15 protein-coding genes are annotated in these 25,368 nt (G+C 42.9%); 3 read left to right on the forward strand and 12 right to left on the reverse strand.

The genetic code is table 11. The features are described from left to right. Nucleotides 1-101 precede the first annotated feature (101 nt). From M2273_RS08355 to M2273_RS08365, 3 genes are read right to left on the reverse strand one after another with little or no spacing between them, the layout of a single operon-like run. On the reverse strand, nucleotides 102-617 hold the full coding sequence (locus tag M2273_RS08355; protein ID WP_429395301.1) for a UpxY family transcription antiterminator: 516 nt from the start codon (nucleotides 615-617) through the stop codon (nucleotides 102-104). Nucleotides 618-635: 18 nt separating this feature from the next. Next, nucleotides 636-3,062, reverse strand: a complete 2,427-nt coding sequence (locus M2273_RS08360; protein ID WP_429395304.1) for a GumC family protein — start codon at nucleotides 3,060-3,062, stop codon at nucleotides 636-638. Continuing rightward, the gene (locus M2273_RS08365; RefSeq protein ID WP_429395306.1) at nucleotides 3,062-3,844 is read right to left on the reverse strand and encodes a polysaccharide biosynthesis/export family protein; all 783 of its coding nucleotides are present in this window, start codon (nucleotides 3,842-3,844) and stop codon (nucleotides 3,062-3,064) included. The genes M2273_RS08360 and M2273_RS08365 overlap by 1 nt, the downstream gene beginning before the upstream one ends. Before the next feature lie 96 nt (nucleotides 3,845-3,940). On the opposite strand from M2273_RS08365, the gene M2273_RS08370 reads away from it, so the two are divergent. After that, nucleotides 3,941-4,678, forward strand: a complete 738-nt coding sequence (locus M2273_RS08370; protein ID WP_429395309.1) for a glycosyltransferase family 2 protein — start codon at nucleotides 3,941-3,943, stop codon at nucleotides 4,676-4,678. A 104-nt stretch (nucleotides 4,679-4,782) separates the two neighbouring features. Next, complete coding sequence (locus tag M2273_RS08375) at nucleotides 4,783-5,886, forward strand: glycosyltransferase family 4 protein (RefSeq protein WP_429395311.1); 1,104 nt, start codon at nucleotides 4,783-4,785, stop codon at nucleotides 5,884-5,886. Nucleotides 5,887-5,915: 29 nt separating this feature from the next. Here the strand turns inward: M2273_RS08375 and M2273_RS08380 are convergent, their stop codons facing one another. The 4 genes from M2273_RS08380 to M2273_RS08395 form a co-directional block, all read right to left on the reverse strand. After that, nucleotides 5,916-8,132 carry a transferrin receptor-like dimerization domain-containing protein gene (locus M2273_RS08380; protein ID WP_429395314.1) on the reverse strand — a complete coding sequence of 739 codons (2,217 nt, stop codon included), beginning with the start codon at nucleotides 8,130-8,132 and terminating at the stop codon, nucleotides 5,916-5,918. Nucleotides 8,133-8,259: 127 nt separating this feature from the next. Continuing rightward, nucleotides 8,260-10,281 (reverse strand): HRDC domain-containing protein, encoded by a 2,022-nt coding sequence (locus M2273_RS08385; protein WP_429395316.1) that lies wholly within the window; start codon nucleotides 10,279-10,281, stop codon nucleotides 8,260-8,262. A 90-nt stretch (nucleotides 10,282-10,371) separates the two neighbouring features. Beyond that, the gene (locus M2273_RS08390) at nucleotides 10,372-10,752 is read right to left on the reverse strand and encodes a hypothetical protein (protein ID WP_429395318.1); all 381 of its coding nucleotides are present in this window, start codon (nucleotides 10,750-10,752) and stop codon (nucleotides 10,372-10,374) included. 104 nt (nucleotides 10,753-10,856) lie between these two features. After that, nucleotides 10,857-12,737 (reverse strand): gamma-glutamyltransferase family protein, encoded by a 1,881-nt coding sequence (locus M2273_RS08395; RefSeq protein WP_429395321.1) that lies wholly within the window; start codon nucleotides 12,735-12,737, stop codon nucleotides 10,857-10,859. 394 nt (nucleotides 12,738-13,131) lie between these two features. Here M2273_RS08395 and M2273_RS08400 point away from each other — a divergent pair, with 394 nt between their 5' ends. Continuing rightward, complete coding sequence (locus M2273_RS08400) at nucleotides 13,132-13,614, forward strand: nuclear transport factor 2 family protein (RefSeq protein WP_429395323.1); 483 nt, start codon at nucleotides 13,132-13,134, stop codon at nucleotides 13,612-13,614. A 104-nt stretch (nucleotides 13,615-13,718) separates the two neighbouring features. On the opposite strand, the gene M2273_RS08405 is transcribed toward M2273_RS08400, so the two are convergent. From M2273_RS08405 to M2273_RS08425, 5 genes are all read right to left on the reverse strand, one after another. Then, nucleotides 13,719-17,714, reverse strand: coding sequence for a hypothetical protein (locus tag M2273_RS08405; protein WP_429395325.1), 3,996 nt, complete (start codon nucleotides 17,712-17,714; stop codon nucleotides 13,719-13,721). Between the two features lie 4 nt (nucleotides 17,715-17,718). Further along, complete coding sequence (locus M2273_RS08410) at nucleotides 17,719-22,881, reverse strand: hypothetical protein (protein WP_429395327.1); 5,163 nt, start codon at nucleotides 22,879-22,881, stop codon at nucleotides 17,719-17,721. A 269-nt stretch (nucleotides 22,882-23,150) separates the two neighbouring features. Further along, nucleotides 23,151-23,546, reverse strand: a complete 396-nt coding sequence (locus M2273_RS08415) for a hypothetical protein (protein WP_429395330.1) — start codon at nucleotides 23,544-23,546, stop codon at nucleotides 23,151-23,153. Nucleotides 23,547-23,564: 18 nt separating this feature from the next. Then, nucleotides 23,565-24,527, reverse strand: a complete 963-nt coding sequence (locus tag M2273_RS08420; RefSeq protein WP_429395333.1) for a hypothetical protein — start codon at nucleotides 24,525-24,527, stop codon at nucleotides 23,565-23,567. Between the two features lie 2 nt (nucleotides 24,528-24,529). Next, complete coding sequence (locus M2273_RS08425) at nucleotides 24,530-25,351, reverse strand: carboxypeptidase-like regulatory domain-containing protein (protein ID WP_429395335.1); 822 nt, start codon at nucleotides 25,349-25,351, stop codon at nucleotides 24,530-24,532. Nucleotides 25,352-25,368 lie beyond the last annotated feature (17 nt).

A 25,368-nucleotide genomic window follows, 5' to 3' on the forward strand; every position in this document is an offset into this window, starting at 1 on the left:
TATTATTTAACAGGTACTTATAAAATAATCTATAAGTGTGTTTTTGTATTTTTAGCCTATAAATAAGCCATCATTTTTGTTGGTTTAAAGTATGACCCAACTTAAAATCTTTCAATGTATGATGCGGCAACGTGCACTATAATGGAGCAGCCAATACTTTCAAGCCTTAATATCAATTGTTTTTGCGACCGTAATGATACTACCTCACCGGTCATCCCTTTTAACGGGCCTGCTTTTATAATAATTTTTTCCCCTTGCTGCAGATCCTCTTCTGTAATTTCTAACTCAAACGAACTTGCCATTAATAGTTTCAATTCATTTATCTGGCGGTCGGGCATGGAGGCTGGTTTACCCGAAAAATATAAGAAACGGGATATTCCTTTTGTCATTAATACTTCCGTTTGTTCATGTTCGGCAACGTTCACGAATACGTATGATTTAATAAAAGGTTCTTCCACCCATTTTTTACGATCACTCCATTGCTTAAGTTGCCGGTGCAGCGGAAGATATGCTAAAATTCCCTTATTTGTTAGCGCTTCGTATGCTTTTTTTTCGGCTCGCGCACTCGTGTAAACCGGGTACCATTTATGTGTTGCCGCACTTGTCCTTAGATCCATATTTAACAAAAAGTACTTTTATTTAAACCATCTTCTTACATCCCACCATTTGGTTTTATTATCATCTAAATAATAACCAGAGCCCTCATAACCACTATAATCAGAATAATAATAGTAACGTGCACCAGCGCTTTCGCCGGTAAACTTAGTTGTATAATACCTGGAGTGTAATAGTTCTTCTTCGTAGGCGTTCAGCACAATCACCGTATTATCCAGGTGATATTCCTGAGCAATACGCTGGGGTACAGTAGCCGCATAAAATTTTGATTTTCCTGACCGTATTACAAAAACATTGATATCGCTCATTCTGATAAGCGGAATAGCATCTGATACCAGGCCAATTGGGGCGGTATCAATCATCACAATATCATATCTTAATTTTAAATTGGCAATTAAAGTATTCATCCGTTCGCTGTGCAGCAGTTCGGATGGGTTGGGGGGAACCGGCCCTGAAATTATAAAGTCAAGATTTTCATATTCAGCATGCAAAATAATCTCGTCCATCTCGTTTTGATGCGCCAGGTAGTTGCTTAACCCCACATCATTAGGAACATGAAATGTTTTGTGAAGCCTGGAGCGCCTCAGGTCTGCACCAATAAGGATCACTTTTTTATCGATAAGCGAAAGTGTACTTGATAAGTTAACAGCCACAAATGATTTGCCTTCGCCGGCCACCTCGGATGTGATACATATAACTTTGCTTTGTTTTTCGGACGAAAGAAAGCTTAAGTTGGTACGTACAGATCGTACCGATTCTGCAAATATGGATTTTGGTTTGATAAGCGCCAAAATTTGCTTGTTATTTTCGTCAATAGGCTCAGGGAATTTCCGTATAACTCCAAGTATAGGTATTGATGTAAGGCTTTCAATGGTCTCCTTATCATAAATATAGGGATTTAGCACACGTACAATAATAATGAGGCCCATGCCTATGGCCAAACCCAAAATAATTGCTGTACGATGTATATCATGTTCATTGGGCGATACGGCATTTAAGTTGGGTTGTGCAAGTTCAATAACCGTTGCCCCGGGTAATATACCAGCCCTGCTTATTTGCGCTTCTAATTTTTTTTCTGATAAAAATGAATATACCTTATCATTGATCTCAAAATCACGCTGCAGGCTCACCATATCGCGTTGTGCTGCGGGCAGTGCCATAATTGTTTGATTAATCTGCGCAAGTTGGTTATCAAGGTAGGCCATGTTCTTTTCAATGCCGACGCGTAAAATTTTAATATTATTTAAAGCGGTTAATTTAATTTGTAATATCTGCTGGTTAACATCCCGAATAGGTTGCGAATCATTATTGTACGTTTTTAATAATGCGCTTTTTTCCTGTATCAGGTTATCCAGCTTTCCAACCAGTATTTCTAACGAGGGATCAGGGTTAGCTGTGCCGCCGGTGGTGAAATTTAAATTAACATTATCCTTTTCTTTAGCAACCTGATCCCTGAGCTGGTCAATAGCGATCAGCTGTATTTTTAATAATGATTTACTTGATTCGATCTCTGCGGCCTTGCCAACCGAGGCGGTTGATGCTGTGCTTACATCAAGGATCTTTGATTTTTGTTTATATTTTTCAATAGAATTTTCAGAGCCTTTAACTTGGGTAGACAGGAATGACAACTGACTGTCAATAAAATCGATCATTTGTGAGGCCGATTGTGCTTTTTGATTGCGGTCAAAAATCACATACTCATTCATGATGCTGTTCAATATATCAGCAGCAAACTGCGGGTTTGAGTCCGTTTCCTGCAGGGCAATAATGTTAGAGTTTTTTGCGGTTTCGCCGGTTTGTAAACCACCCCTAACACGGTCTACAAAATCTTCGGGGATATTAAACTTAAATAAGTAAACGGTGTTTTTATCCAATGCCCCGGGATATTTTATGCTAAAACTTGTGGGCCCAATATTTACAGGGGTATCATAATTAAAAGTGTTTTGAACCTCTTTACCCGCAATTGTGTAGGATAGCTTAAAAGAATGCCTGTCAATCGACTTAAAACCTACCTGGTCATGATAAAAATTTAAACTATCAAACCTAATCAGTTCAATATTCAACGGTTTTGAGGGGTAGATCTCGGAGGTGCGCACCCTTCCCATAAGGTAAAAACTTACCCGGTAATCAAGGTCTTTTATGGCACTGAGTATGAGGTTACGGCTTTGCAAAACTGATGTAATGCTTTGTATTTTTGATGGCCCGCGGTCTGGAACGGTCATCACCGCAATCAAATCAGGTATTTCTGATTTTTTTTCTTCAATTTTTATAGTTCCTGATGTAGCATAGGTTTTTGGTGTATACCATAGGTAGGAATACGATATAAGGAAGGTTAAACTAACAGCTGTCGCGATCCAATACCAGCGGCTTAGTAATATTTTGCAGATCTTGAAATAATCGATTTCCTGGTTGGGTAGTTTGCGCTGAATTTTTTCTGTTTCTTCCATTAGCGATGAGAAAGCGTGAAAATAATTAAGGCTGTATTCAATAAAAGCAACACAGGCTGGGTAATAACCGACAGGTTTTGTAAGTTATCATTACGTACAGCACGTTTATTTTGAGCTATATAAATAACATCCCCGTTTTGAAGAACAGCACGAGGATCATTTATGGATTGGATATTCCTGAGATTAATTACCGTTACCTGCGGGTTTGCCTGATCGCCGCGTATAATTTCCACATTTGTTTCATTTGCTTTGTTTGTAAGGCCGCCTGCTTCACCAATCATTTCAACTAAAGTAGTCCTGTCTTTTGTTAAAGTGTAATTTCCCTGGCCCTTAATTTCACCAAGTAATGTTACCTTCAGATTTACAATTTTTAATTCAATTATAGGGTCTTTTAAAAGACTTTTACGGTAAAGACCTTCAATAAGTTTTGCTGCTTCGGTACGTGTAAGGCCTGCTACGCCTACATGCCCAATAACCGGTAAGGCTACCGTACCATCATCATCAACCTGAAAAGTTTGTCCGGTTGCAGAATTTCCGCCCGATGTATTACCTCCGTTTGATGGCGCTTCATCGACGATGTATTTAACGTTTTGCAGATTCCTGATCTGTAATATGTCCTGAGGTTTTATGCGATAAGTAAAACTGCTTAAAAGCGGTTGTTGTGCCAAACTATCCTTAGCGCTGTTCTTTTGTTCAAAAAGTGATTGATATTGTTTGTTGGAGCATGAAGTTAAAACAAAAAGTATTCCCAAAAACGAAATAGTAAAGGTTAAAAAGCGCATATAAAGAGTGGGAGGCTAAATAAATTATTAGGCATTGGTTTTAAAAATACATAATTTGCGGCATATACATTTGTATTCTTTTCCAACTTGTACGGTTTGAAGCTCTCCCTGGTTACAGTAGTTTATAATGCGCAGGATACTATTGGGCAATGTATCGAATCAGTTATCTGTCAAAATTATTATAACCTGGAGTATATTATTATTGATGGCGGCTCAACCGACAACACGCTTCAAATCATTAATCAATACCGTTCCCACATCAGTATTTTAATTTCTGAACCAGATAAAGGCATTTACGATGCGATGAATAAAGGCATCAAACTGGCCACGGGGCAAATTGTGGGCACGTTAAATGCCGACGATTATTTTGCCGATCATGAGGTTTTGCTATCAATAGCTAAAGCATTTGAACAACAGGATATTGAAGCGGTGTATGGTGATCTTGATATCATAAACCAGCACCATCAGATTGTTCGTAAATGGCGCTCCGGCCAATGTAAAAGCGGTTCATTTAACCTGGGATTTATGCCTCCCCATCCAACGTTTTATTGTAGGCGAAACTTGTTTGAACAATTTGGTTTTTACAGCCTTGAATATGGTTCGGCGGCTGATTATGAATTGATGCTACGGTTTATACACCTGGATAAGATCAGGGGTTTTTATTTAAAAAAAGTAATGGTTAAAATGCGTGCTGGCGGTATAAGCAGTAAAAATTTAAAGAACCGGACAAAGGCCTGGGCTTTTGATTTAAAAGCCATGCGTAAAAACAAGCTCATGTTCCCCTTGTTGGCCCTGATGCTAAAACCACTTCGAAAAATAATTCAATTTATTTAACTTCAAGTTTAACCTATCTGTTTTTTATACGTATAAGAACCTATAAATGAACAAAAACTGTTTTAAGGTAGCAGCCCCCCGCTAACAGAACAACAGAACGTCATATGGTAGAACTTATACACACTTATCACTTTATTTATAATGTTTTAATAGTTGTAATATCCGCGCTGATAACATTATTAGCCATCCCCTCCATTTTACATGTGGCCAGGGCAAGGCACCTGTATGATGATGTGGGGCATTTCAGAAAACAACATGATCATGGCATACCGCGTTTAGGTGGTGTGGCCATATTTATTAGTTTCATGATCACAACGCTTTTATTTAGCCTGATTGATAAGGAATTACCCATCAGTTACCTGCTTATTTCGTGTATAATTTTATTTGCAATGGGTTTAAAGGACGATCTGTCTGGTGTAAATTCAAGTACCAAGTTCCTGATACAGTTTATTGTAGCCGCTATACTGGTATTACTGGGTGATATACGCATAACCAGCATGTATGGTATATTTGATATTTTTAACCTCCCGTATATACCAAGTGTTATACTCTCCATATTGCTGATCATGCTTATTGTTAATTCCTTTAATTTAATAGACGGAATTGATGGATTGGCCGCCACAACGGGTATCATTGTTAACGGCACATTTGCCTTCCTGTTTATATATATAAGGCAATATGAGCTGGCCGCAATTTGTTTGGCCATAGTAGGGGCCACTGCAGGTTTTTTACGTTTTAATATTACGCCCGCCAAAATATTTATGGGCGATACCGGCGCTTTGTTAATTGGCCTTATATCAGCGGTGATGGCTGTTAAATTTATTGAGCTAAGTAACATTTCAGGGACTAACATCCCGGTTATTACCTGTGCGCCCGCGCTTACAGCTGCTATACTCATAGGGCCGGTTTTTGATACCTTAAGGGTTTTTACCTTAAGGATACTTAACAAGAAATCACCTTTTGAGGCCGATCGTAACCACATGCATCACCGCATATTAAGATTGGGACTTACGCATGTTCAAACTACGCTTTGCTTATCGGCCATTAACATATTGTTAATTGCTATGATGTTTATATTTAGTGATTTAGGCAACTCTTTGCTTATCGGATTAATCTTTATGATTTCGTTAGTTTCCAACTGGATCATTACATTCGGACTGCGTTCAAAAGAGCGCGAAAATGTAGCCCTTCGTAATTTCTTAGGATAATTATTATAGCTTTTATAAAACTGCCTTACCTAATTGGATGGAGCATTCAAATAAACTGCCAAAGCGTTTATCCTTTCGGCTACCACAGTAATTTGTGCCTGTGCTTCGGTCCAGTTACGCTGTTCAATAGCTTCGCGGATGCCCGGAAGGGTTTTTACACCATAGCCGGTATAAAAGCCCGGAGCATAAATGGTATGCCTGTACCAACTGCGGCGTGGCAATCCATCTGCCGACAGCAATTGCTGCTCGGCGCGGTAAAGCAATTTATTTAACTTATCATGATCTTCATTTTTAAGCATAGCAGCCGCCCAATTGGTGGCTAATTTATCAGCACTTTTCTTTAATGAATCAAGCGCGCCGGTTAGTGGTTTAAAATTAATCTCGGGCACATCGGTTTTGACATCCGGGGCTTTAAAGATTTTTGTTGGATCGGAGGCTATAGTGTAATCTTTGGCCTTTATTAACTGATTTTCCACTACCGTGCTTTCCCGCGTATTATTTACCAGTTCGGTGAGCTCGGTAGCATACCTGCTGATGGTTGCCTGTAAGCTCCGGAAATCAAAAGGAAGTATTTCAGCATCGGCCATACGCAGGGCAGCATGCCCGGCAGTTTGTGATAAGGCCACACCATATTTAAAATCAGGGTCTTTAAACCGTTTATAATTATCAAAAGAATCATAAATAGAATGGTATTCTCCGCCTTCATCCTCACCACCAAAACCAAAATCAAGGGTAGCTATACCCAAATGCTGCAGGAATGATGAAAAGTCAGATCCCGAACCCAGCGCATCCAGCCGCTGTCCCTTGCGCTCCAATATTTCCTTTTTATCTTTTGTTGTTTTTGCATTTATCAACTGCGAAGCCTTTTTACGGTCAAAAACACTTACACTGGTTTCCGGGTCAACTACTTGCTGGGTTATCTCATCAATAAAGCCTTCTAAGGCCTGCGAACCTCCGGCGCCTAAAAAGCCACGACCATTACCGTCTGAATTGATATAAACTACCGCTTTTTGCTGTAGCTCTTTTCCGTGGTCTTCGGCAAATTCTGTTGATCCTAATAAGCCTGGTTCCTCGCCATCCCATGAGCAGTAAACAATGGAACGTTTTGGTTTCCAACCGGTTTTAAGTAGTTCGCCTAATGCCTTTGCTTCCTCCAGCATGGCAGCCTGACCGCTTATAGGGTCGCCGGCGCCATTTACCCAGGCATCGTGGTGGTTGCCGCGCATTACCCATTCATCTGGGTAAGCAGAGCCCTTTATTTTTGCTATTACATCATAAGCCTGCACCATATCCCAGTTAAATTCCAGTTTTAAGTGTACCATGGCCTTACCCGGACCAACATGATAGGTAATAGGCAATGAACCAGCCCAACCTTTTGGAACAACAGGGCCGCTCAGGGCCGCTAACAGGGGTTGGGCATCGTGATAACTAATAGGTAGCACCGGCATTTTTAATATAGTAGCAGCATCTTTTCTGTCCAGCCGTTTTGCATTTTTTGTAGCGCCTATGCCAGGGGTTAGCGGATCGCCCGGATAGATCACCATGTCCATCACAGAACCACGCTGCACACCAAATTCACTCTTAAATGCCCCTGTAGGATATACGTCACCAGCTGTGTAACCATCATCAGCAGGGTCCGAATAAATGATACAGCCTATAGCACCATGTTCATAAGCTACTTTGGGTTTAATACCGCGCCAGGAGTGGCCATATTTGGCAATAACTATTTTTCCTTTAACATCAATCCCCAATGATGCCAGTTTTTCATAGTCGTCGGGCAGTCCATAATTAACGAATACCAGTTCGCCGGTTACATCGCCATCGGCACTCCAGGCATTGTAGGTAGGTAATTGGTTGGCCTGACCGGATGTGGCATCTTCTGTTAATGCCGGTTCTTTTAACAGTGCGGTATATTTTGACGGACCTGTTAATTCAAGTAAACGTGTTTTAGGTGTAGGGAAAAGTACATTGTAGGTTTCCAAACGGGCATCAAACCCATAGCTTTTATATTTTGCCAGTATTTTTTCGGCTACAGCTTTACTACCGGGCGAACCGATATTATGCGGGAAGGCTGATAGCTCCTTGATGGTTTCACCTATGTGCTGTGCACTTAATGAAGCATCAAAGGTTTGTTCTGCACTTAATTGGTTGGCTGATGATGAAACGGTATAGCCGTTAAGCGTTTTTTGCTGTGCAAATGATACTGATGATAATAAAAGTAGACTTAAGGTAAGGCTTTTCTTCATAAGATAATTTGATGTGTGGTCAAGATAGCAAATTCATGTGTATTGTTCTCATACCAGCTTGAAATTTTTAAGGAAAAGTTAAATTGTTACAGTAGGAGACACTGTTTGATGATACGGACAAGTGTATCTAAAATAAACTCCGCTGCTCGGTTTCCGGTCCCTGTAACTCCTGTTGGTAGGAGCGGATCATCGCAATGAGCTCCTGACCGTATTGTACGGCTTTATGTTGTCCAACTCCTTTAATAGCGCCGAGGGCTTTGAGGGTTGGTGGCATTTTTTCGGCTATAGCGGCTATTGTTTTTTCAGACAGGACCATATTGGGCATGATGCCGCTTTTTTCAGCTTCGGCATCCCGCCAGATGAGCAATTGGTTAAAAAGTTTTTCGTTGGGTTTGGCATTCAGGGCTTTAACGTATGACCGGGACTGATCGGCGGTTGAGTTGGCCATAGCGTTCTTTTTAACTTCGAGGTAGGCCGTAACATCAAATTCCTGTTTGGAAAAATGAGCCATCAGGCTGATCCGGGCCATGAGCCATTGTATCAGTTTGTCAGCCTTCGCCGCCTTTTCTTTAACGGCACCCGATTGGTTGATCAGGGCTGGCAGCTGGGTATGCAGACTTTCTGTGGCTTCAGTCATTTTTGTCAGAAAATAGGCAGCCGCCTTTTGGGTACGTTCGGTATTATGAGAACTTAGTTGCCTTACAAATTTCTCCGCTACGTCAAAGATATCCTTTTGAAAATCGGGCACCAAGTCGTCGAAACCGCTGGTCCTGCTTTTGAGGCCGCTGAAATTAAATAGTTCCGCGAGGAGAAATTGCCGGTACAGTTCCCGGTCACGTTCCAGTTGTTCTGTACCGGGTTTAAGGGATTTTGCTTGTTCGTTAAAATGAGCAACAGCTGGGTCGCCGATGATGTTATGCGGGGCTATCGGGTTACGGAGCACCATGCCCGACAGGGTCCGGCAGCGGCTCAACGCCACATAGGCCTGGCCATGGGCAAAAGCTTCACTGATATCGATAATGGCTTTGTCAAAACTCAGGCCCTGACTTTTGTGAATGGTGATAGACCAGGCCAGCTTTAAGGGCATCTGCGTGAAACTGCCCGCATTGGTTTCATTAATCTGTTGCTCTTCCAGCTGATATTTGATGTTGGTCCATTCCAGCGCCTGAACCGCGATCTCCCGGCTTTCCTCGCCACATTGAACAAATACCGTGTCTGTTTCTATCCGGGTGATGATGCCAATTTTTCCATTATAAAAAAGTTTTTCGGCGGAGTTATCGTTTTTGACGAACATGACCTGGGCGCCGGTCTTTAATTTCAGGCTGGTTTCGGTCGGGTAAGCATCCTTAGGAAACTCTCCCCTGATGGAGGCTTTAAATTCAAATTCCGGTCCCGGTAGTGCTTCTACAAACTCGTTATTAAGTTGCCGGGCAATCCCGTTATGGGTGGTCAGGGTAATATAAGGTTCTTCGGCGGTTGGGCGGAAATCAGGCTGGTGCCGGGCATTCAGGAGCTCCAGGTTCACCGGGCTGATGGTTTGGTTGCGCACCTCATTCAAAATGTCAACGAAAACCTGTTCCTTTTGCCTGAATACATGGTCAAGTTCTATCCGTACATAGGGTGCCTTTTGCATCACCTGGCTGCTGAAGAAATAGGGGGTAGTATAGTAACGGCTCAGCAACATCCACTCCTCGTCCCGAATGATCGGGCTTAGCTGGGAGAGGTCTCCGATGAGCAGGAGTTGCACGCCACCAAAAGGATGATCGGATTCTTTTACATTCCGCAGCACCAGGTCAATTTGGTCCAACACATCCGGCCGCACCATGCTCACTTCGTCGATGATCAGCAGTTCAAGGGTAGATAATAATTCTTTTTTCTCGGGACTGCAATGCACCTCTGGTCTGGCCGTTCCCGATGGGATGATGGGCCCGAAAGGGATCTGAAATAAAGAGTGAATGGTCATGCCGCCGGCATTGATAGCCGCCACACCGGTAGGCGCAACCACAGCCAACTTCTTTTTAGAATGCTGCCTTACATCCTGCAGGAAGGTGGTTTTGCCTGTGCCAGCCTTACCTGTCAGGAAAACAACCGTATTGGTTGATTCCACATAATCAAACGCCAGGGCCATTACAGGGTTCATCGTGTTCATCTTTTCGCTTGCAATTTTAACATAAAATTCTGATCATGTTCTTTGCAGCTGGCCGATGATTTCTTTTTTTTGTATCAGGCATCCGGTTCATCAGTTGAAGGTTGGTTCGCGAAAAACAGGTATAAATAATCCCATATAGGCCGTAAGGTGCACCACCATATGACGACCAATGGCCTGGCCGATCTTCCGGATGGCTGATTCGCTTAGCGGGCTTTGATAATCAGGGTTCCGGGCATCGGGGTCAGGTTCAGTATAGCGGAGGTAAGCATCATCATCTGAAACCCGTGTATTGCGGTCATACCAGTTGCCCTGTTCCAGTTGCAGGGTCAGGGTAATAAACCCATTACTGTTATGAAATTCAATGATGAATTGTGGCGTAAAGGGCATATCCCATTGTTCGGGCGGCACCTCGTCCACCTGTATCCGGGTAATACCCTGGTTCAACTCCACATCGATATAAAATTCTTCCATCAATTATTATCTGCAAAGATAATGCTAAAAATATTAGTATTTTAGTATCTTTGTGAAATAAATTTTATGGAGGGATTTGCAGGAACACCGGGAACACCGGATAATTACCAACCTATCCCATAATCTTCACCGTGATTGCTGGAACCACCCCAAAGGCTCCCATGCTTCCAGTCGAAATAAACGGCATTGACAGGGCCGCTGGTACGGTCGGCAAAACTAAGTACGTATCCCATTTTTTTCAGTTCATTACGTACAGATTCTGGTGTGTTGGTATTTAATAATATCTGACCCGGTTTAGGCTCACGGTCGGTGGTTTTGGTTCCTCCTAACGAAAGCCATAGCTGGTTGGTATTGAAGTTAGCCGCTTCAGTAGCTTTCTGCACCGTCATGCCAAATTCTGCTACATTTAAAAAAAACTGTAGCAGATTTTGATCTTGGGTATCGCCCCCTTGCACGGCTGCAGATAAAAAAGGTTTCCCATCTTTTAAAAACATGGAAGGCGATAAAGTTACCCTTGGCCGTTTACCAGGTGCTACCACATTAAACGGATTTAAAGCAGAATCGAGCACAAAGCTTTGCATGCGCTGGCTCATACCTATACCGGTGTTGCCCGCGATGCAGGCGGGCAGCCAGCCGCCACTTGGGGTAACAGAAACTACCCAACCTTCTTTATCAGCTGCTTCTATAGAAGTAGTACCCCTCCATAACCTGTCCTGGTACTCTTCCTTCGGCGAGTTATTGCCCAGGTCATGTGTAGGAGCAAAATTTCGTTTCGTGGTATCCATTTCAAATCCCCTGGTTTTCAAAAGATTTATATAAGGATTTTGCTTTCCCTCAAAAGGATATGGATTACCCGGACCAATATGCGGATCATTCTTATCATATTGAATAAGTGCTGCCCGTTGCCTGGCGTATTCCTTGCTTAATAAGCCTTTAATAGGTTCACTGGGTTTGGCATTAGGATCACCGTAATAAAAATCACGGTCGGCAAATGAAAGATTCATAGCCTGATAAAGCGTATGGATGTATTTTGAACTATTATATCCCATACTTTTAAGATCAAAGTTTTCCAGAATATTCAGCGCCTGCAGCATCACTGGCCCCTGTGTCCACTGTTGTAACTTATATACATCGATGCCCTTGTAGTTTACCATCAGTGGTTCTTCTTCAACAGGTTTCCATTTTGCCAGATCCTGCATGGTGATCAGGCCGCCTTGTTCCTTGCTGCCGCGTACAAACTCTTGTGCAATATCGCCTTTGTAAAAACGATCATAAGCGGCCATCAGGGCTTCTTTACGGCTTTTACCTTTTTTTAGTGCTGCCTTTTCAGCAGCTACCATTTTGGTAAGTGTTGCCAATAGATCTTTTTGTACAAAAATTTCGCCGGCCTCAGGAGCCTCACGCTGTTCGCCCGGATGGGTAAGGAATACTTTTTTGCTGTAAGGCCATTGTTTCAGCATGGTTTTATCTTTTTCAATGGTGTTAGCAGCCTGTGCTTCTATGGCATAACCGGCCGCCATATGCATTGCAGGCGCCAGCACTTGCCCAAGGCTCATAGTACCGTAATGAATAAGCATATAAATGAGCCCGCCTGGTGTGCCGGGAGTGGTTGCTGCTAATGGTCCATATTCGGGAGGGAAATTATATCCTTTACTTTTAAAAAAAGCGACTGTTGCACCGGTAGGGGCAACCCCCATTGCATTAATGGCAATTACTTTGCGGGTTTTAGGATCATAGATCAGCGCCTGGGTTTCGCCTCCCCAGCTTAATGTATCCCACATGGTGCAGGTAGCGGCAAGCATGGCACAGGCGGCGTCAACAGCATTGCCGCCCTGCTGAAAAATCATAGCGCCCGCAGTTGCTGCCATAGGCTTGCCGGTAACGGCCATCCAGCTGCTTCCATATAACATGGGCTTTTGTGTTTGTTGTGCCGATAAGGGTAGTGTGAAAATTGCAAGGATAAGTAATGCTGACAGATGTTTCATAAAAACTAATACAATTTGAAATATTATTTTACAATTCGCACCAAGCAATTTGCTTAGCATGAAGATGCTTCGTAGTTTTTTACCTTTTCCGGTAGCAGGGGCTTCATACCGGTTGTTTACCTGAACCTGTCATAACTGAAGAAACAGTTTGGGGCACGGATAGTGCTTTTGACAGATTAACCAGAGCATATTACTGGTGTAATTTATACAATAATTAGATTAACTACAACCTACTGGATGAAACTTGTGTTTATAGCTCCGATGATCTTTATCTCTTTTATTGAAAATGTGTTTAATTATTCACAATAACAGGTTGTAATTTTTTGATTATTAGCTATTTAAGTTATATATTTAATGTAACAAACCAGTTACAAACAATTAAACCCTCCAAACCATGAAAAAGCTTTTTGTTTTCGTTTTACTGGCTATGCCATTTGCGGCAATGAGCCAGGCGCACAGTGGTTATACTGCGAGCTATTCATCAAATTTCGCCATTGCTGATCCAAGTTATTCGGACAAAATCCTGATGCTTTGGAAAGATTTTGAAAATAACACCTTGGATAAACATCTGGATATGTTTGCGGACACGGTAAGTATAATGTTTGCAACCGGACCTATGATAAAAGGAAAGGCACAAAATTTAGCCAGCGTAAAGGAGTTCAGAAATTCAATAAAGAACTATAAAGTTATTTTAGATGCCTGGATAAGTGTAAAAAGCTCAGACAAGAATGAAAATGTGGTTTGCGTTTGGGGCACTGAAGAATTTACTGATAAAGATGGGAAACAAGTTAAACAGCGCACACACGAGGTATGGAAATTTAATAAGGATGGAAAAATTGACCTCATGTTGCAATACTCCGGCGCCGATGGCATGTAATACCTTATAATATTTAAAGGCTGCTTTAGGGCGGCGTGTAAAAAAAAGAGGCCGATCATGATTTATGATACGGCCTCTTTGCAGTATAAGTTTTAGGTGTTAATTCAGAGTACGGCGCAGGTATCCATGACCTTGCACAACCTGGATGTCCGTAAAATCCTTATTTTATCAAGTGCTATGGTTTGTTCGCCTACAAAATGTGCCCTTGCCCGGTTAAGATTAGCAAAATCGGGATGGTCGTTTGGCGGCAACAGCTCAAGGGTTAAAATGCTTAAAGGAGCATTCTGGTCAATCCCGATATGTCTTAGCTTATTTCTTATCCTGTTCATTCTCCAGAAGGAGAAACCCATAGGCGGGTCTTCGGGTGCTAATACGTATGGTAAAGGAGGAGCATTTATAGTACGATAGGCCTGCTGCTGAAGCCGGATCAATTCTTCCCGCCTTTGCGGATCTGCTTCATATTGTGGTTTCAGCAAATGCAGTTCATCAATTAATACGTTGCGATATTGTACGCCATCGGCCTGGATAACCTGCGCGTAAAGCAATGCATAAATATCGGTACGCGGTGGTTTGGGGGTACAGTCTTTTCCATCTGCATATGATTGCGCATGAACAGAAGTGACCAATATAGCGTCATTTTCCCGCCGTATACTGACCGCCATAGAAGGTGCTGGATGTTGCATCCCCGTAACAGGAATAGACCGGCCGTACCTATCCTGGGCTTTTGACCATTTCAGCAAATGACCCACCCTGAATTCATAGGTATAAAACCCAAACAGTTCTTTTGATTCAGGATTTAGTCCCTTGGGCAGCGGTAATATAAAATGCCTTGATTTTTCTCTGCCATCAACAGTGGGTATCATTTGTTGCATAGCTTCAAGGCCCGAAAAATCGATAGGCTGCAGGTTTCTGATCACCCGTATAAACTCAGGTTCCAGGTTAATATCGGGTTCCGGTTTTCCAATTTCAGGGTTAGGGTTTAAGGGCATCACGGCCAGCATAGGATCAGCCGAGTATGCCAGTTCACGTACAAAATAAGTGTCCTTATAATCTTCAACAGGGCTTGCAAATTCAACCCAAAGGTAACTGCGCCTGTAGGATGTTTCGGAATACTGGTTATCAAACAGGTTGGCTTCTTCATCTTCGGGTGTTAGGGCAATACCTACCGAAACAATTTCAGGTACCTGAGTAGGAGCGGTAGCAATAGGGAGATAATTATCTGCAATGATCTCTGTATCCTCTTCGTTCCACTCAAAATCGGGCATCCCATTTGCCCCCGGTATATTTTTAAATTGAGGAATGAGCTGGTAATGTACCTCTATGGGCTCTGGTAATTGCCCCATAGCAGGTTTGGGATCAAGCGCGTCAATAAACACCAACCGGGTTTTTGACCTGTCGGGTTCATCCATCTGCTGCCAGTTGAGCCCTCTGGATATGTCAATTTCGCCAACTTCCAATTCGTGCAGGTCGGGCTCTGTTTCAAAACGCCAGGTACGTTTAACTTTAAACGCAACGGGCAGCAGCATATCCCATGTCCAGTCGCGGTTAAGGTCAAGCTGCAATACATTTATCCATTTATAGGCCAAATCGTCCCGACTGGCAAAAGTTATGGAGGAGTAATCGGGCGACAGGGAATGCCCAATAACCCGGCTACATCCAAACAAAGTTCTTATGTTATCAACCCCGCTTAAGGAAAGGCTTTTTGATACCAGTTTGGTTTCGTTAGCAAGGCGCTCTATAATATCCGTATCGGTTTGGTTTTCTTTACCTGCGGCGCTGCTTGCTTTTCGTACCATAGGAGTTGCAATTTGCTGAGGCCTGAAATAGATGCTGACCAAATCGTCACGGCCATCTGCAGGTGCCGACAAAAGCGGAAGCTCTTCTAATTCTGCCGGATCTTTACGGAGATTTATGGTAACGGGGAGGCTGTAACGGAAATCGCCGGCTGCAAAATAGTTTTCGTCGGCTCCCTTACAAAAAGTGCGCAGCGTAAGCCTGATGTCTCTTGCTGTAGGTAATATCAGGGCACCTTCTTGCAGGGTAAGGTCACCTGCAAAACCCAATTCATTCAAATCCGCGCCAAAATTAATCACGGGAATGTCCTGAAAATCAAATTGAAGGTCGATCTGGTCGGCTACGGGATTATGATTCAACTGGTAAGCCGGGAATAGCCGGGTGGTTTCATATAGAAAGATATAAGGCTCCTTGCTGTCAATGCCATGTATGGCATGATAAGAGTCTTCGCGGTCCATATCCAGCGTTTTTATTTCAACAATAATTGAAACCATATCCGCATCAGGATCAGGCAGGCTTACTTCTCTTGATGCTTCTTTTAAAGCTGCCGGATCTGTTACTGTAACAGGATCGCCCGGGTTAGCCTGGGATATTGCATTGGTATACAGGTCGGTAAGGCGCAGGCGGTCGGCTTTAAGTTCTGCAATAACAGTATCCTGATCTAACGCGGTATACAATATAGCCGGATAATTTAAGCGCGGACGGGTGATGGTCAGTTGGGTTACATCAATTTGTTTGGTTTGCGGTACTTGTGGCGCAACATGCCTTTTAAAAGGGCACAAGGCGATCTTATGTTCACCGGGATGGATGGAGAGGGTATCGGAAGCAGGGCCGCCGCCACTCAGATCAGTAAGCCTCACCCTGAAGGCATAGGTATTGCCGTAGTGCAGTTCAACGGTATAATCTGTTTCTTTTTGGCGATAAACACCTGCAAGGTCTGCCTTAGGCGGCGCCTGGCCGGTAATGGCTGCCCAGCGGGCGGCTTCCTTATCGCCCTGGGCTTTCAGTAAAAAGATCTCTTCCTTAATCGGGTCGGGCAGGCATAGTGAATTACCGGCCCAGTTAATGAAAAACACCGGCAGCCAAAAATCAGGATGGCCTTTGTGTTTTACGGGCGAAACTTCGATACCCAATTCTTCATGAAATTCACCAAGGGGTATGCCTGCTGTTTGCAGGTCATCTGCAAAAACAATTACCTGCGATTCCCAGCTTAGCAGGTCTTCTTGCAGGTCTTTTATATCGCTACCGTTTGGCACAGTTGCCACATCAATACGGTAGCGGCTTACACTTAAAATACTGGCAGGCAGCACAGCCGGATCATTAATGAATTTAATGCTGTTATTAAACCAAACCAGTAGCTGTTCATCATCCCAGCCCAACCGGATACCCTGATCCGTAACAGGTGGGCGGCCATCAGGCGTTTCGGCCATGTGATTGATACTTACTGCCTGGCTGGCATGTACTATTTTGGCATACCCATCATCATAGTGAATAAGATCTGCAAAAACCTCATCAAAGGGTTGAGTAGGCGCTAATTCTTCTACAACGGGGAACAATACCGGAGCAAAAAGATGTGTGGTAATAGGAGAAGGCGGAATACGGGCGGCATAAAACTGAACCTGATCATTAGGAAGTTTATCATAAGCGCTGGCGCTATCGGTTGCCGCAAATTCAAGGTAGATCCATCCGCCGTCCTTAAAAAAATCTGCTTCAGGCAAATTGATATTGATCTTGCGATGTAGTAACCCCAACTGCTCGGCCAGCAAGGGTTGCTGCAGGCAAAAACCAAAAACCTGGGCCCAGTTAACTGTATGATCTGGTGTAATGGCGGCCGATGCTAATGTTGTTGCTTTTAAAGCGCAAAAATAGCTGTCGTCTGTTTTGGCATTACCTGTTCTGGGGTTGTTGAAATTAAATGAATCGCGGTATGCCTGTGGTAAATATTTATTAACCTGGGTAATGGACATCACCCTGTTTTTCGCATCATTAATGGTGAAAAAACCTCCAACCTGATTGAAAATCGCTGATCGGTCGGTATTTAGGGTTATGATGTTATCGCTCTTGATGAACTCGCCATTAGTCCTGTCCAGGTTGGGTACTTCATCAGTATTTCCTTTTACCAACCAGGCATTCAGTTGCAGTCCCGTGGTTGCAAAAGGATCAAAGGATACACCACCCACAACAGCCAATGGGTCAATCGGGTTAAAACCAGGTGTTATGAGGGCATTAATAGTGAGTACGGAATTGGCCCCTACAGTTAAAAACTGGGGGAAAGGCAATACGAATAGTTTTGATTGAGGCATCATAACATCATGGTATTATTTTGTTAAAAGGAATATCATCAGTAAACTTTTCGGTAAAATCATAACTGATAACAAAAGCAAGGCTTACATTTAAAGAGAAGGTTAGCTCAATACGGGCTTTTATTTCATCACCGCCCTCCCTGATAACTCCGGCTGCGCCTTCTATCTGAATAGAGGTCATGAGCAAGCCACCAGCCAGGGAAAGTACCCCCCGCAACATAGTTCCCGCCATTAACAGCAGGTGTTTCTCAGTAATGCTGCCTGTAAGGCTTACAGAGCGTGTAACAGATACTACCCCTACAACAGGTAACTGCACAGCTATTGAGGCTCCAAATCCGCAGGTATAATCAAACTCAGGAACCGGGTTTTGGATATCAATAAAGATCCGGACCTTCGCGCTGCCTGCCCCATAAACTGTAGCAAATTCAAGGGTGATCAGCATAACCTGCATCATACCCTCAAAGCCAAAAGTTACCCCGGCGCCTGCCTTAACAAGGGCCTTGGGGTCGGGATTGAGTGAGAGGATAAAAAATACACCAATAGTTAAAGAAGCTTCAATGATCACCGGCGGCGGACCGGAAAGCGTGATCATTTGTGTACTTGGGAACTGAATAACGGGTATGGATTTTTCTATACTGCATTTATAATTCCAGCTGTCGGGTGCATTCGATGGTACAAATTTTAGGCCTTCTTCAAAAGCATCGGGCTTGTCGCCACCTAAGCTGTTCAGTTTAGAGAGTACTTCCAGGATCTCGACCATATTTTGCAAAGCCCCATCGCTGCCCCATAAAATTTTAGCGCCTTCAATCAGGGGCTCCTTACCGTATTCTGCATGGAAATTTCCTTGTACGGTAAGTAACGGGGCCAATGTGCCAACCTCCACCACTATAGAAACTTTGGCGTTGATCATTTCCCAATTCTTTCTTCCCGGTGTGTCTGAACTCAGATCGAGTGAAAAGGGGCTTGCTGCCGAACCACCATCATAGACAATATATATCTTAAAAGCTTCCTCGTTTACAATGAAAAGCTTTTTCAACGCATCGAAATTAGGCGATGCGAAATTTGTTAACTGACCTACCACAGCATCCGGAAAATTATATCCGCCGGTTAGGTTAACAACATCCAATGCTTTTATACCGCCGGGCAACGAAAAAGCATCGCCTATGGCAGGGAAGATGCTATTGGTACTTAATAGCTTAAATGCATCAGCAAGCCGGGGTGTATCGGTAAATAGCTGTGGGGTCCCTTCGGTTACACCATTTACTACAGGCCCGGTGCCGGGAGCAAACATAGGGCGGTTGAAAAGTATTTTCTGAGTGGGCGTTGTTTGCAATAAGCCGTACTGCAAGTCGAGGTTTACAGGTTCGGCCACCGCGTATTTGGCTATCTCATCGGGATTACCGATAATATAGCGCGATCCCTGGTAATCCACAACCGGTACTATACCCGTATCTGAGTTGTTAAAGGAGAGTTTTCCATGCCTGATCAGCGAAACAGTTTCTCCGGTACCTAATTGTACCACTTTACTATTGGATAAGCATTTTACTACCGACCAGGAGCCTTCTTTAGGTAGCTCCAAAGTGCCTTGTGCCGCAACCGGGAACAGCGCGGCGCTATTACTTGCTGATATATCAATACGGGTAACATGCATACGCTGGTCTGAGCCGGCTACATTCATTACACAATCAACCGGGCCACCTATTGAACCTACATCAGGGCGGTTAAGAAATGCCTGGAAATCGGTAGCAGGAAATATATCTTCCAGTTTTGTGGAATCGGTAACTTTGGATGCATCACAAAGCAAAACGTAACCAAACTGGCCTTTGGATGCCACATAACTTTCGTTACCGCTTTGTTTACCGGAGATAAAGCCCTTCTCAATGTTTTCCAGCAAAATATCACCATCAAAATATACCCCGGCCAACTGGTTGCTGCCATGCATAAGGGTTATGCTGGTATCACGGATTGACCTTACATTGTCAATTTCCCTAACCACACCTGGGTGAAACTCATAAGTGTTATTTTGAGCGCCGTTAACCGGGTTAAGTATGTAGTTGAATTTACCCGGTCCGGTAGCCACCCAGCCGGTATCATAACGTGTAACCAGGCCATGATTTTGCCGATACATAATGATAGACCGTACCACGGGGATACAAAAACCAACGATGAAGCTTTTAATCTGCACCACTTCATGCGCGGTGCGGCCCATCATCACTGTAAATTTTACCTGGCTTACCCGCCCAAAGTTAGCCCGGTTATTAAACCAGTTGCTGAAAATGCTGGCTCCGTAGCCCGAGAAATCAATACGTTTTAAGGGTACTTTGGCATTAACGGAATACTCAGATATGGTTTTCTCGTTATTTTTATAAGCACCAAAAAATTCGGCATTAAACTGGCGGGTTATAGGAATACCCAGAATGGAATTTTCAACTTCCATATCATATTCTATATCGAAAAAGAAAACGGGTATTTTTACATGAACCGTTTGCCGGCTGGTAATGGCCACTTGCAATGCCGAGCCGTGGAAATAAGGATCGGGCGAAATATGGACATCCTTGTTTTGATAGTAGGCGGCGGCACTAAGTTGTATGGCACCATTTAACTTGCCTTGCTTTTTGGTGTTGAAGTTGGGTTGGTTGAGGTTTAAAGAGGCAAGCGGCAGATCTGTTTTATTTTCTTTTTCGGGGTTAAAATAAGCCAGGGCGCACATACCAAACGGCAGGCTAAAATGAGCCGCAGCGGCATGTTTTCCATCCTGCGTATAGGAGTCATAAATAAACTGTATTACTTTTTTGGGCGACAAAGCAATGTTTTCATTATTGCTGCTGGCAATACGTGTTGGGGCTCCGTTTGAATTGAAATATAAAGGGAAAGGGATCTCGGCTTCCGTAAGATTAGGATTAGGGATGTTGGTTACCGGCTCCCACTGAATATGCGGGAGCGTGAATGCACGAACAAGCCGGCCCGAACTCACCAGTTCCAGGTTTTTGATCTGGTAGGTGAACTGGCTGGTATATCCTGTATTATTAATGAGTATCTGGTTACGCTCATTTACACCAGCAGACCATGCTGATGAGAACGCGACACCCATTCTGGATGCTCTTCCTGATACATCTACAAGGCATAAATTACCGGGGATCCACTGCAAAAAACCAAATGCGCCCACCAAATTTACAGGGTCATAGTCGTGACTTTCCCGGTTGCCTATAAATGCCTGTGTAATAGGGTGATTTTGTAGCGGGGTATCAAGCCTGTTATTATAGGCCATTTGGCAGGGGTGCATGAAATTGTTAAAGAAGAAATTTTGCAGTTCCTGGTCTGGTATAGTGATTCGCTGTTTGAAAGCGTTTCTGATGGCTTCGGCAAGCTGCATATCGAGCTTAACCTCCGTATTGTCCCAAAGTATGGTAGCTATTAAAAATGCCGATCTGAGCGGAAATGTATTAAACTGGTTGGCCTCATCAAATATATCCTCCTGATCTTTTTGATTACTGATATAAGGATCGGGCAGGGTATGTACGATGCGGAATATTGGCAGATAGTTGAGCACGGTACCCTGGGTAAGTGTACCAATATTTGACCCCTTACCCATTATGGCCAAAAAAATAGGCGCCTGAACCGTTATCAGGGCGTTTTCAAGCGCTATACTGGTTGTTTTGTTTAGTTTATCTTCCAGCGTTTCATCCGGATTATCAGGAGTGTCTTTTGCCGCAATGGCCAGAAACCAGCTAAAACCACCAGCCCTGGTCAATTCCGTAATGCCCGGGAACTCAAAATCAAATCTCCTGCCGTTGCTCGCTATCGGCCTGTCGGTTTTTGTTTTAACTTCGGTATACTGACGATGGTACTGGTACCCTATGGCATCTGCTGCGAAAAAACCTGGTAATAAGGTTAAAGGTTTGCATTGAAGGGTTGAGAAATGGCCTGCATCACTTTTGCCGGGCCACAGGTTAATATGCTGTACTAATAATTTGCTGAGCTGGTGCGTATAATTAAAGCTTAACCGGCCCTGGGTTCCACTCAGGAAAAAAGTATCTGCTGATAACGCACCATTTTCAAGTCCTTCCCACTTGAACTGTATGCCTTTACCAAGCTCTAAACCCAGCTGACCTGCTGTATTGCACTTGCCTAATTGGGCCAAACCAATCTCATCGTTTGGTTTGGCAAGAACATGGTACCATCCGGAATTTAGCAGCCCGGCCTTGCCCGATACCACCATCATATCTGACTGGCAATCTTTAACACCCCAGTCTGTTTCATTACATGTTAACGGGATACGTACTACATTCAGTTTTGTATTAAACTCCGGCTTAATGTCACTACCCTCATTAAAAGACGACGTTGTTCCATACAATGATATTTTTGCAGGCCCGGCCTGTACAATCATAGCATTATTGTTGTTTATAGTGATGTTAACCTTATCAGGTAAACTGGCAGTTACATTTTGAGCATCATTTGTTGCCTCATTATTATTTACTGATAAAACATCCGGTTCAAAATCAAAGGCCAATGCCATAGGTGGCGGAATGTTAATACGCAGCTGATCAAGAATTATAACAGGCTGAGAAAAAGTGGCCATACAGTTTTTAGCACGGATACCGATAAATGATCTGTCTGGAGCAGTGTTGTTACTTAATACCCGGGAATCAATCCAGATTGAACAGTCTCCTAATAATATTTGCACGTCAGCTACCGGGATTTTCACCTCCTGATGGGGGAACACAACCGCAATTGGAGCTTCCCTACCGGGTGTATAAAACACAATCTGTTTATCGATCAGAAAAAAATCATAGTACAATTCGCTATAAGTATTAATTGTAAAAGGGCCGAAGGAAAAGGCGGGCTCCATTAAATTACCCAGGTTACCTTCCGGGCCATTATAAAAAGGGAAATTCCTTTGCCTTATCCAGTATGCTTTTTCGTTTGCCGCCCTGGCTGGTATGTCGGCGAATATTAAAGCGGCAAGGTCACTGATCTCCTGGATAACTTGCTGATCAGGATCTGGCGGATCGGGGAACAGGGAGAACTGCCACTCTACATAACACTTATCCTGCGTGAGACATGTTTTTAATAATTCTTCCAGTTTATTAAGGTTACCATCCGGCTGTTCCTGTTGCTTTAGGGGGCCCAGCAGTTTTAAAAGAATAGTGTTAATTTCCTGTAGGCTCATAATAAATCTTTAAAATTTAATTATATGCTAAACCCGGTGCGCTCAAACTCCATCCCAATGTTTATGAATGGCTTAAGAAAATATGTAAAATCAAGTAAAAAAGATGTAGAACTGGTGTTAGTAGAAGTGTAATTCGGTAATGAAGGTATTTAACTACTGTGAAAGAAACAATAGCTTGCAATGAAATGTATAACGCATAATTATAATTGTACGCAAATGTGTAAACTGTTGTGCAATAACTGTTTAACTTTGACTCAATAATTAAGGAGCTATTGCTGTTTTAAAACAAGATTTTGGCCCGAGGAGGATAATGTTAATACCCGATTTGTCGTTCCGGTCATAGTCCCGGTGTAGGTTTTGGAAGGGCTATTGTCTAAAAATGTTAATACAAAGGTTACTTTTGAATGGTCAAATGTGCCAGCTAAAGTTGCAACCTGTGCGTCACTGATAACTTCATTGCCTGTAAAGTCACCTGTAGGTTGGCCGACGGGCGCGTTCAAAAAGAAAAATTTATCTTCCGCATTAGCATTGTTTACCCAGTTCTTAGAAAAATCAGGTAAATAAATGTCTGTTAGTGAAGGGTCATCGGAAGTACCACAATTTGTGAAGCTAAGGGCTGTAATTATTAGTAGAATAATACACAGGAGCGGATTTAATTTTTTCATGATCTTTAAGGTTAAATATTAATTTTTTAAACGATTCTGAAATTTTTGTATGCATAGTTCCATGTTGTTTAGTTCATCAGTAAGAGAGGGGGCCAGCGCAGCGATTTTGGATTGAATTTCTTTTTGAATAGCTTCTTTGTCCTTTTTTGAAGGTTTTAAAAGAAAATACTGATTGATCCGGGTTTTCAGATCATTCAACGGCAAAATATCCCTGGCGTGGATAATGTTAATTAAAGTATCAGCAATGCCATCAAATTCGGTACGAAGAGATGGGTCGGCCCAATAATCAGCTATTTTTTTGGAGTAGGTTGGGTAATTTGTATTTAATTTTTCAAATGCCAAATTATAGGCATTGGTGACCTGTGCCAATTGAATAACGGCATTTGCATTGCTAAAGGCATAGTCTGAAATATATATAATAGCATTTTTTACATTGTACGCCTGCAAAATATAGTTTTGTAACGTACTGCTTATCTCGGGGTAAAACAGATCAATCCCGTCTTGTTTTTCACGGGCTATTCGCAGATCATCATTGGTATAACCTAATTTTTTGAGATTGGCAGCTATCGAATCTATTTTCACCTGCAAAGTCTTTGTTTCAGACTGTCCCTTTTTTGACGCGTCTTTTAACTGGCTTAATGTGGTGAGGTAACTTTTAATTTTATCGTTTGATTGAAAACCTTCAAATATGATCTGGGTTAATAAGGCCGGATCTTTGGGTACCAACACCCTGCCAGCTATGGGGTAGGCGATAATGTAGCTTTTATCTGATGGCTGAATAGTAACCTGTGTAATACTATTGCCTATAGCGGTTGTAAATACCCCGGAGTCGTCTGTTGTAGCGGGTTTGCCGTTAATAATTACCGTGTAGTTTTTAACCACTACGTTATTGTTTATAAGCTGACCTTTAAAAGGAACAGTTTGGCCATAGCCATATAGCCAAACCATGCAAAAATTTATGATGCCGATGATTGCTTTCATAACTAATGCAATTGAAAGGTAAGGGGTATTTTTGAAGAGAAAACCTGGGTATTATTATAGCGCAGTTTGTTTTTATTATAAATTCTTACCGGTAATTCCGCGCCATCTTTTACGGGCAGGGTAATGCGGAAATTGCCTAACTCGTCGGCTTTGGTTTTATACAAACCATCGGCAATTACAATTTGTACGTTTGAAATGGGCTGCCCATGTATATCTATTACTAAACCGCTGATGGTTAAAGAATCTGCCAGTTTTTTAAGGTGCAATTCAACAGGCGTACGCCCATCAGCAGGAACAGTTATCTCCTGCGATTGCCTGTAATAACCACTTACCGCCGGGATGACAGAAACTTTTTTGCCCGATAAAGTACTTGATAGGTCGGTAAAGGTAGCCACTCCATTTTCAATCCTTGCGGAGTCGGGTTTGTTGAATAAAACTTTGAGTAATCCGCCGCTTACCAGCTCATTTTTACTTTCATCGCCAAAAACAATGAATTTTAAACCAATGGAATCAGCTGTTGGGGAAAGCTTTAAACCAAAATAGATAATTAAGCAAAAAATTACGGTTGGTCCCCCAAGTTCCAGTGTACCATGGTATAGCTGCCCGCTATATTTTGCATGTGATTTCAACGATCCGAACAAAAAGCCCGCGGCGATCAGGGCTACAAATACCAACAGAAAAAAGTAAACCTGCGGACTTAGATTACTGGACCTGCTGCTGAAGATCATCAGTACCACTGCCGCTATCACAAAAAGCACGAAACCCGCACCGGAAATAATAACCCAGGTTAACGATGTGATGTTTTTTTTAGATTCGGTTGCCATTTGGGGGTAATTGGCTG

The sequence above is a fragment of the Mucilaginibacter lappiensis genome, assembly GCF_050433765.1.
Lineage (GTDB): Bacteria > Bacteroidota > Bacteroidia > Sphingobacteriales > Sphingobacteriaceae > Mucilaginibacter > Mucilaginibacter lappiensis_A.

What these genes read in the sequence shown, in the direction of transcription:
- M2273_RS08355 (WP_429395301.1), bottom strand. Translation starts at nt 617, where the DNA reads ATGGATCTAAGGACAAGTGCGGCAACACATAAATGGTACCCGGTTTAC.
- M2273_RS08360 (WP_429395304.1), bottom strand. Translation starts at nt 3,062, where the DNA reads ATGGAAGAAACAGAAAAAATTCAGCGCAAACTACCCAACCAGGAAATC.
- M2273_RS08365 (WP_429395306.1), bottom strand. Translation starts at nt 3,844, where the DNA reads ATGCGCTTTTTAACCTTTACTATTTCGTTTTTGGGAATACTTTTTGTT.
- M2273_RS08375 (WP_429395311.1), top strand. Translation starts at nt 4,783, where the DNA reads ATGGTAGAACTTATACACACTTATCACTTTATTTATAATGTTTTAATA.
- M2273_RS08380 (WP_429395314.1), bottom strand. Translation starts at nt 8,132, where the DNA reads ATGAAGAAAAGCCTTACCTTAAGTCTACTTTTATTATCATCAGTATCA.
- M2273_RS08385 (WP_429395316.1), bottom strand. Translation starts at nt 10,281, where the DNA reads ATGAACACGATGAACCCTGTAATGGCCCTGGCGTTTGATTATGTGGAA.
- M2273_RS08390 (WP_429395318.1), bottom strand. Translation starts at nt 10,752, where the DNA reads ATGGAAGAATTTTATATCGATGTGGAGTTGAACCAGGGTATTACCCGG.
- M2273_RS08395 (WP_429395321.1), bottom strand. Translation starts at nt 12,737, where the DNA reads ATGAAACATCTGTCAGCATTACTTATCCTTGCAATTTTCACACTACCC.
- M2273_RS08400 (WP_429395323.1), top strand. Translation starts at nt 13,132, where the DNA reads ATGAAAAAGCTTTTTGTTTTCGTTTTACTGGCTATGCCATTTGCGGCA.
- M2273_RS08405 (WP_429395325.1), bottom strand. Translation starts at nt 17,714, where the DNA reads ATGATGCCTCAATCAAAACTATTCGTATTGCCTTTCCCCCAGTTTTTA.
- M2273_RS08410 (WP_429395327.1), bottom strand. Translation starts at nt 22,881, where the DNA reads ATGAGCCTACAGGAAATTAACACTATTCTTTTAAAACTGCTGGGCCCC.
- M2273_RS08415 (WP_429395330.1), bottom strand. Translation starts at nt 23,546, where the DNA reads ATGAAAAAATTAAATCCGCTCCTGTGTATTATTCTACTAATAATTACA.
- M2273_RS08420 (WP_429395333.1), bottom strand. Translation starts at nt 24,527, where the DNA reads ATGAAAGCAATCATCGGCATCATAAATTTTTGCATGGTTTGGCTATAT.
- M2273_RS08425 (WP_429395335.1), bottom strand. Translation starts at nt 25,351, where the DNA reads ATGGCAACCGAATCTAAAAAAAACATCACATCGTTAACCTGGGTTATT.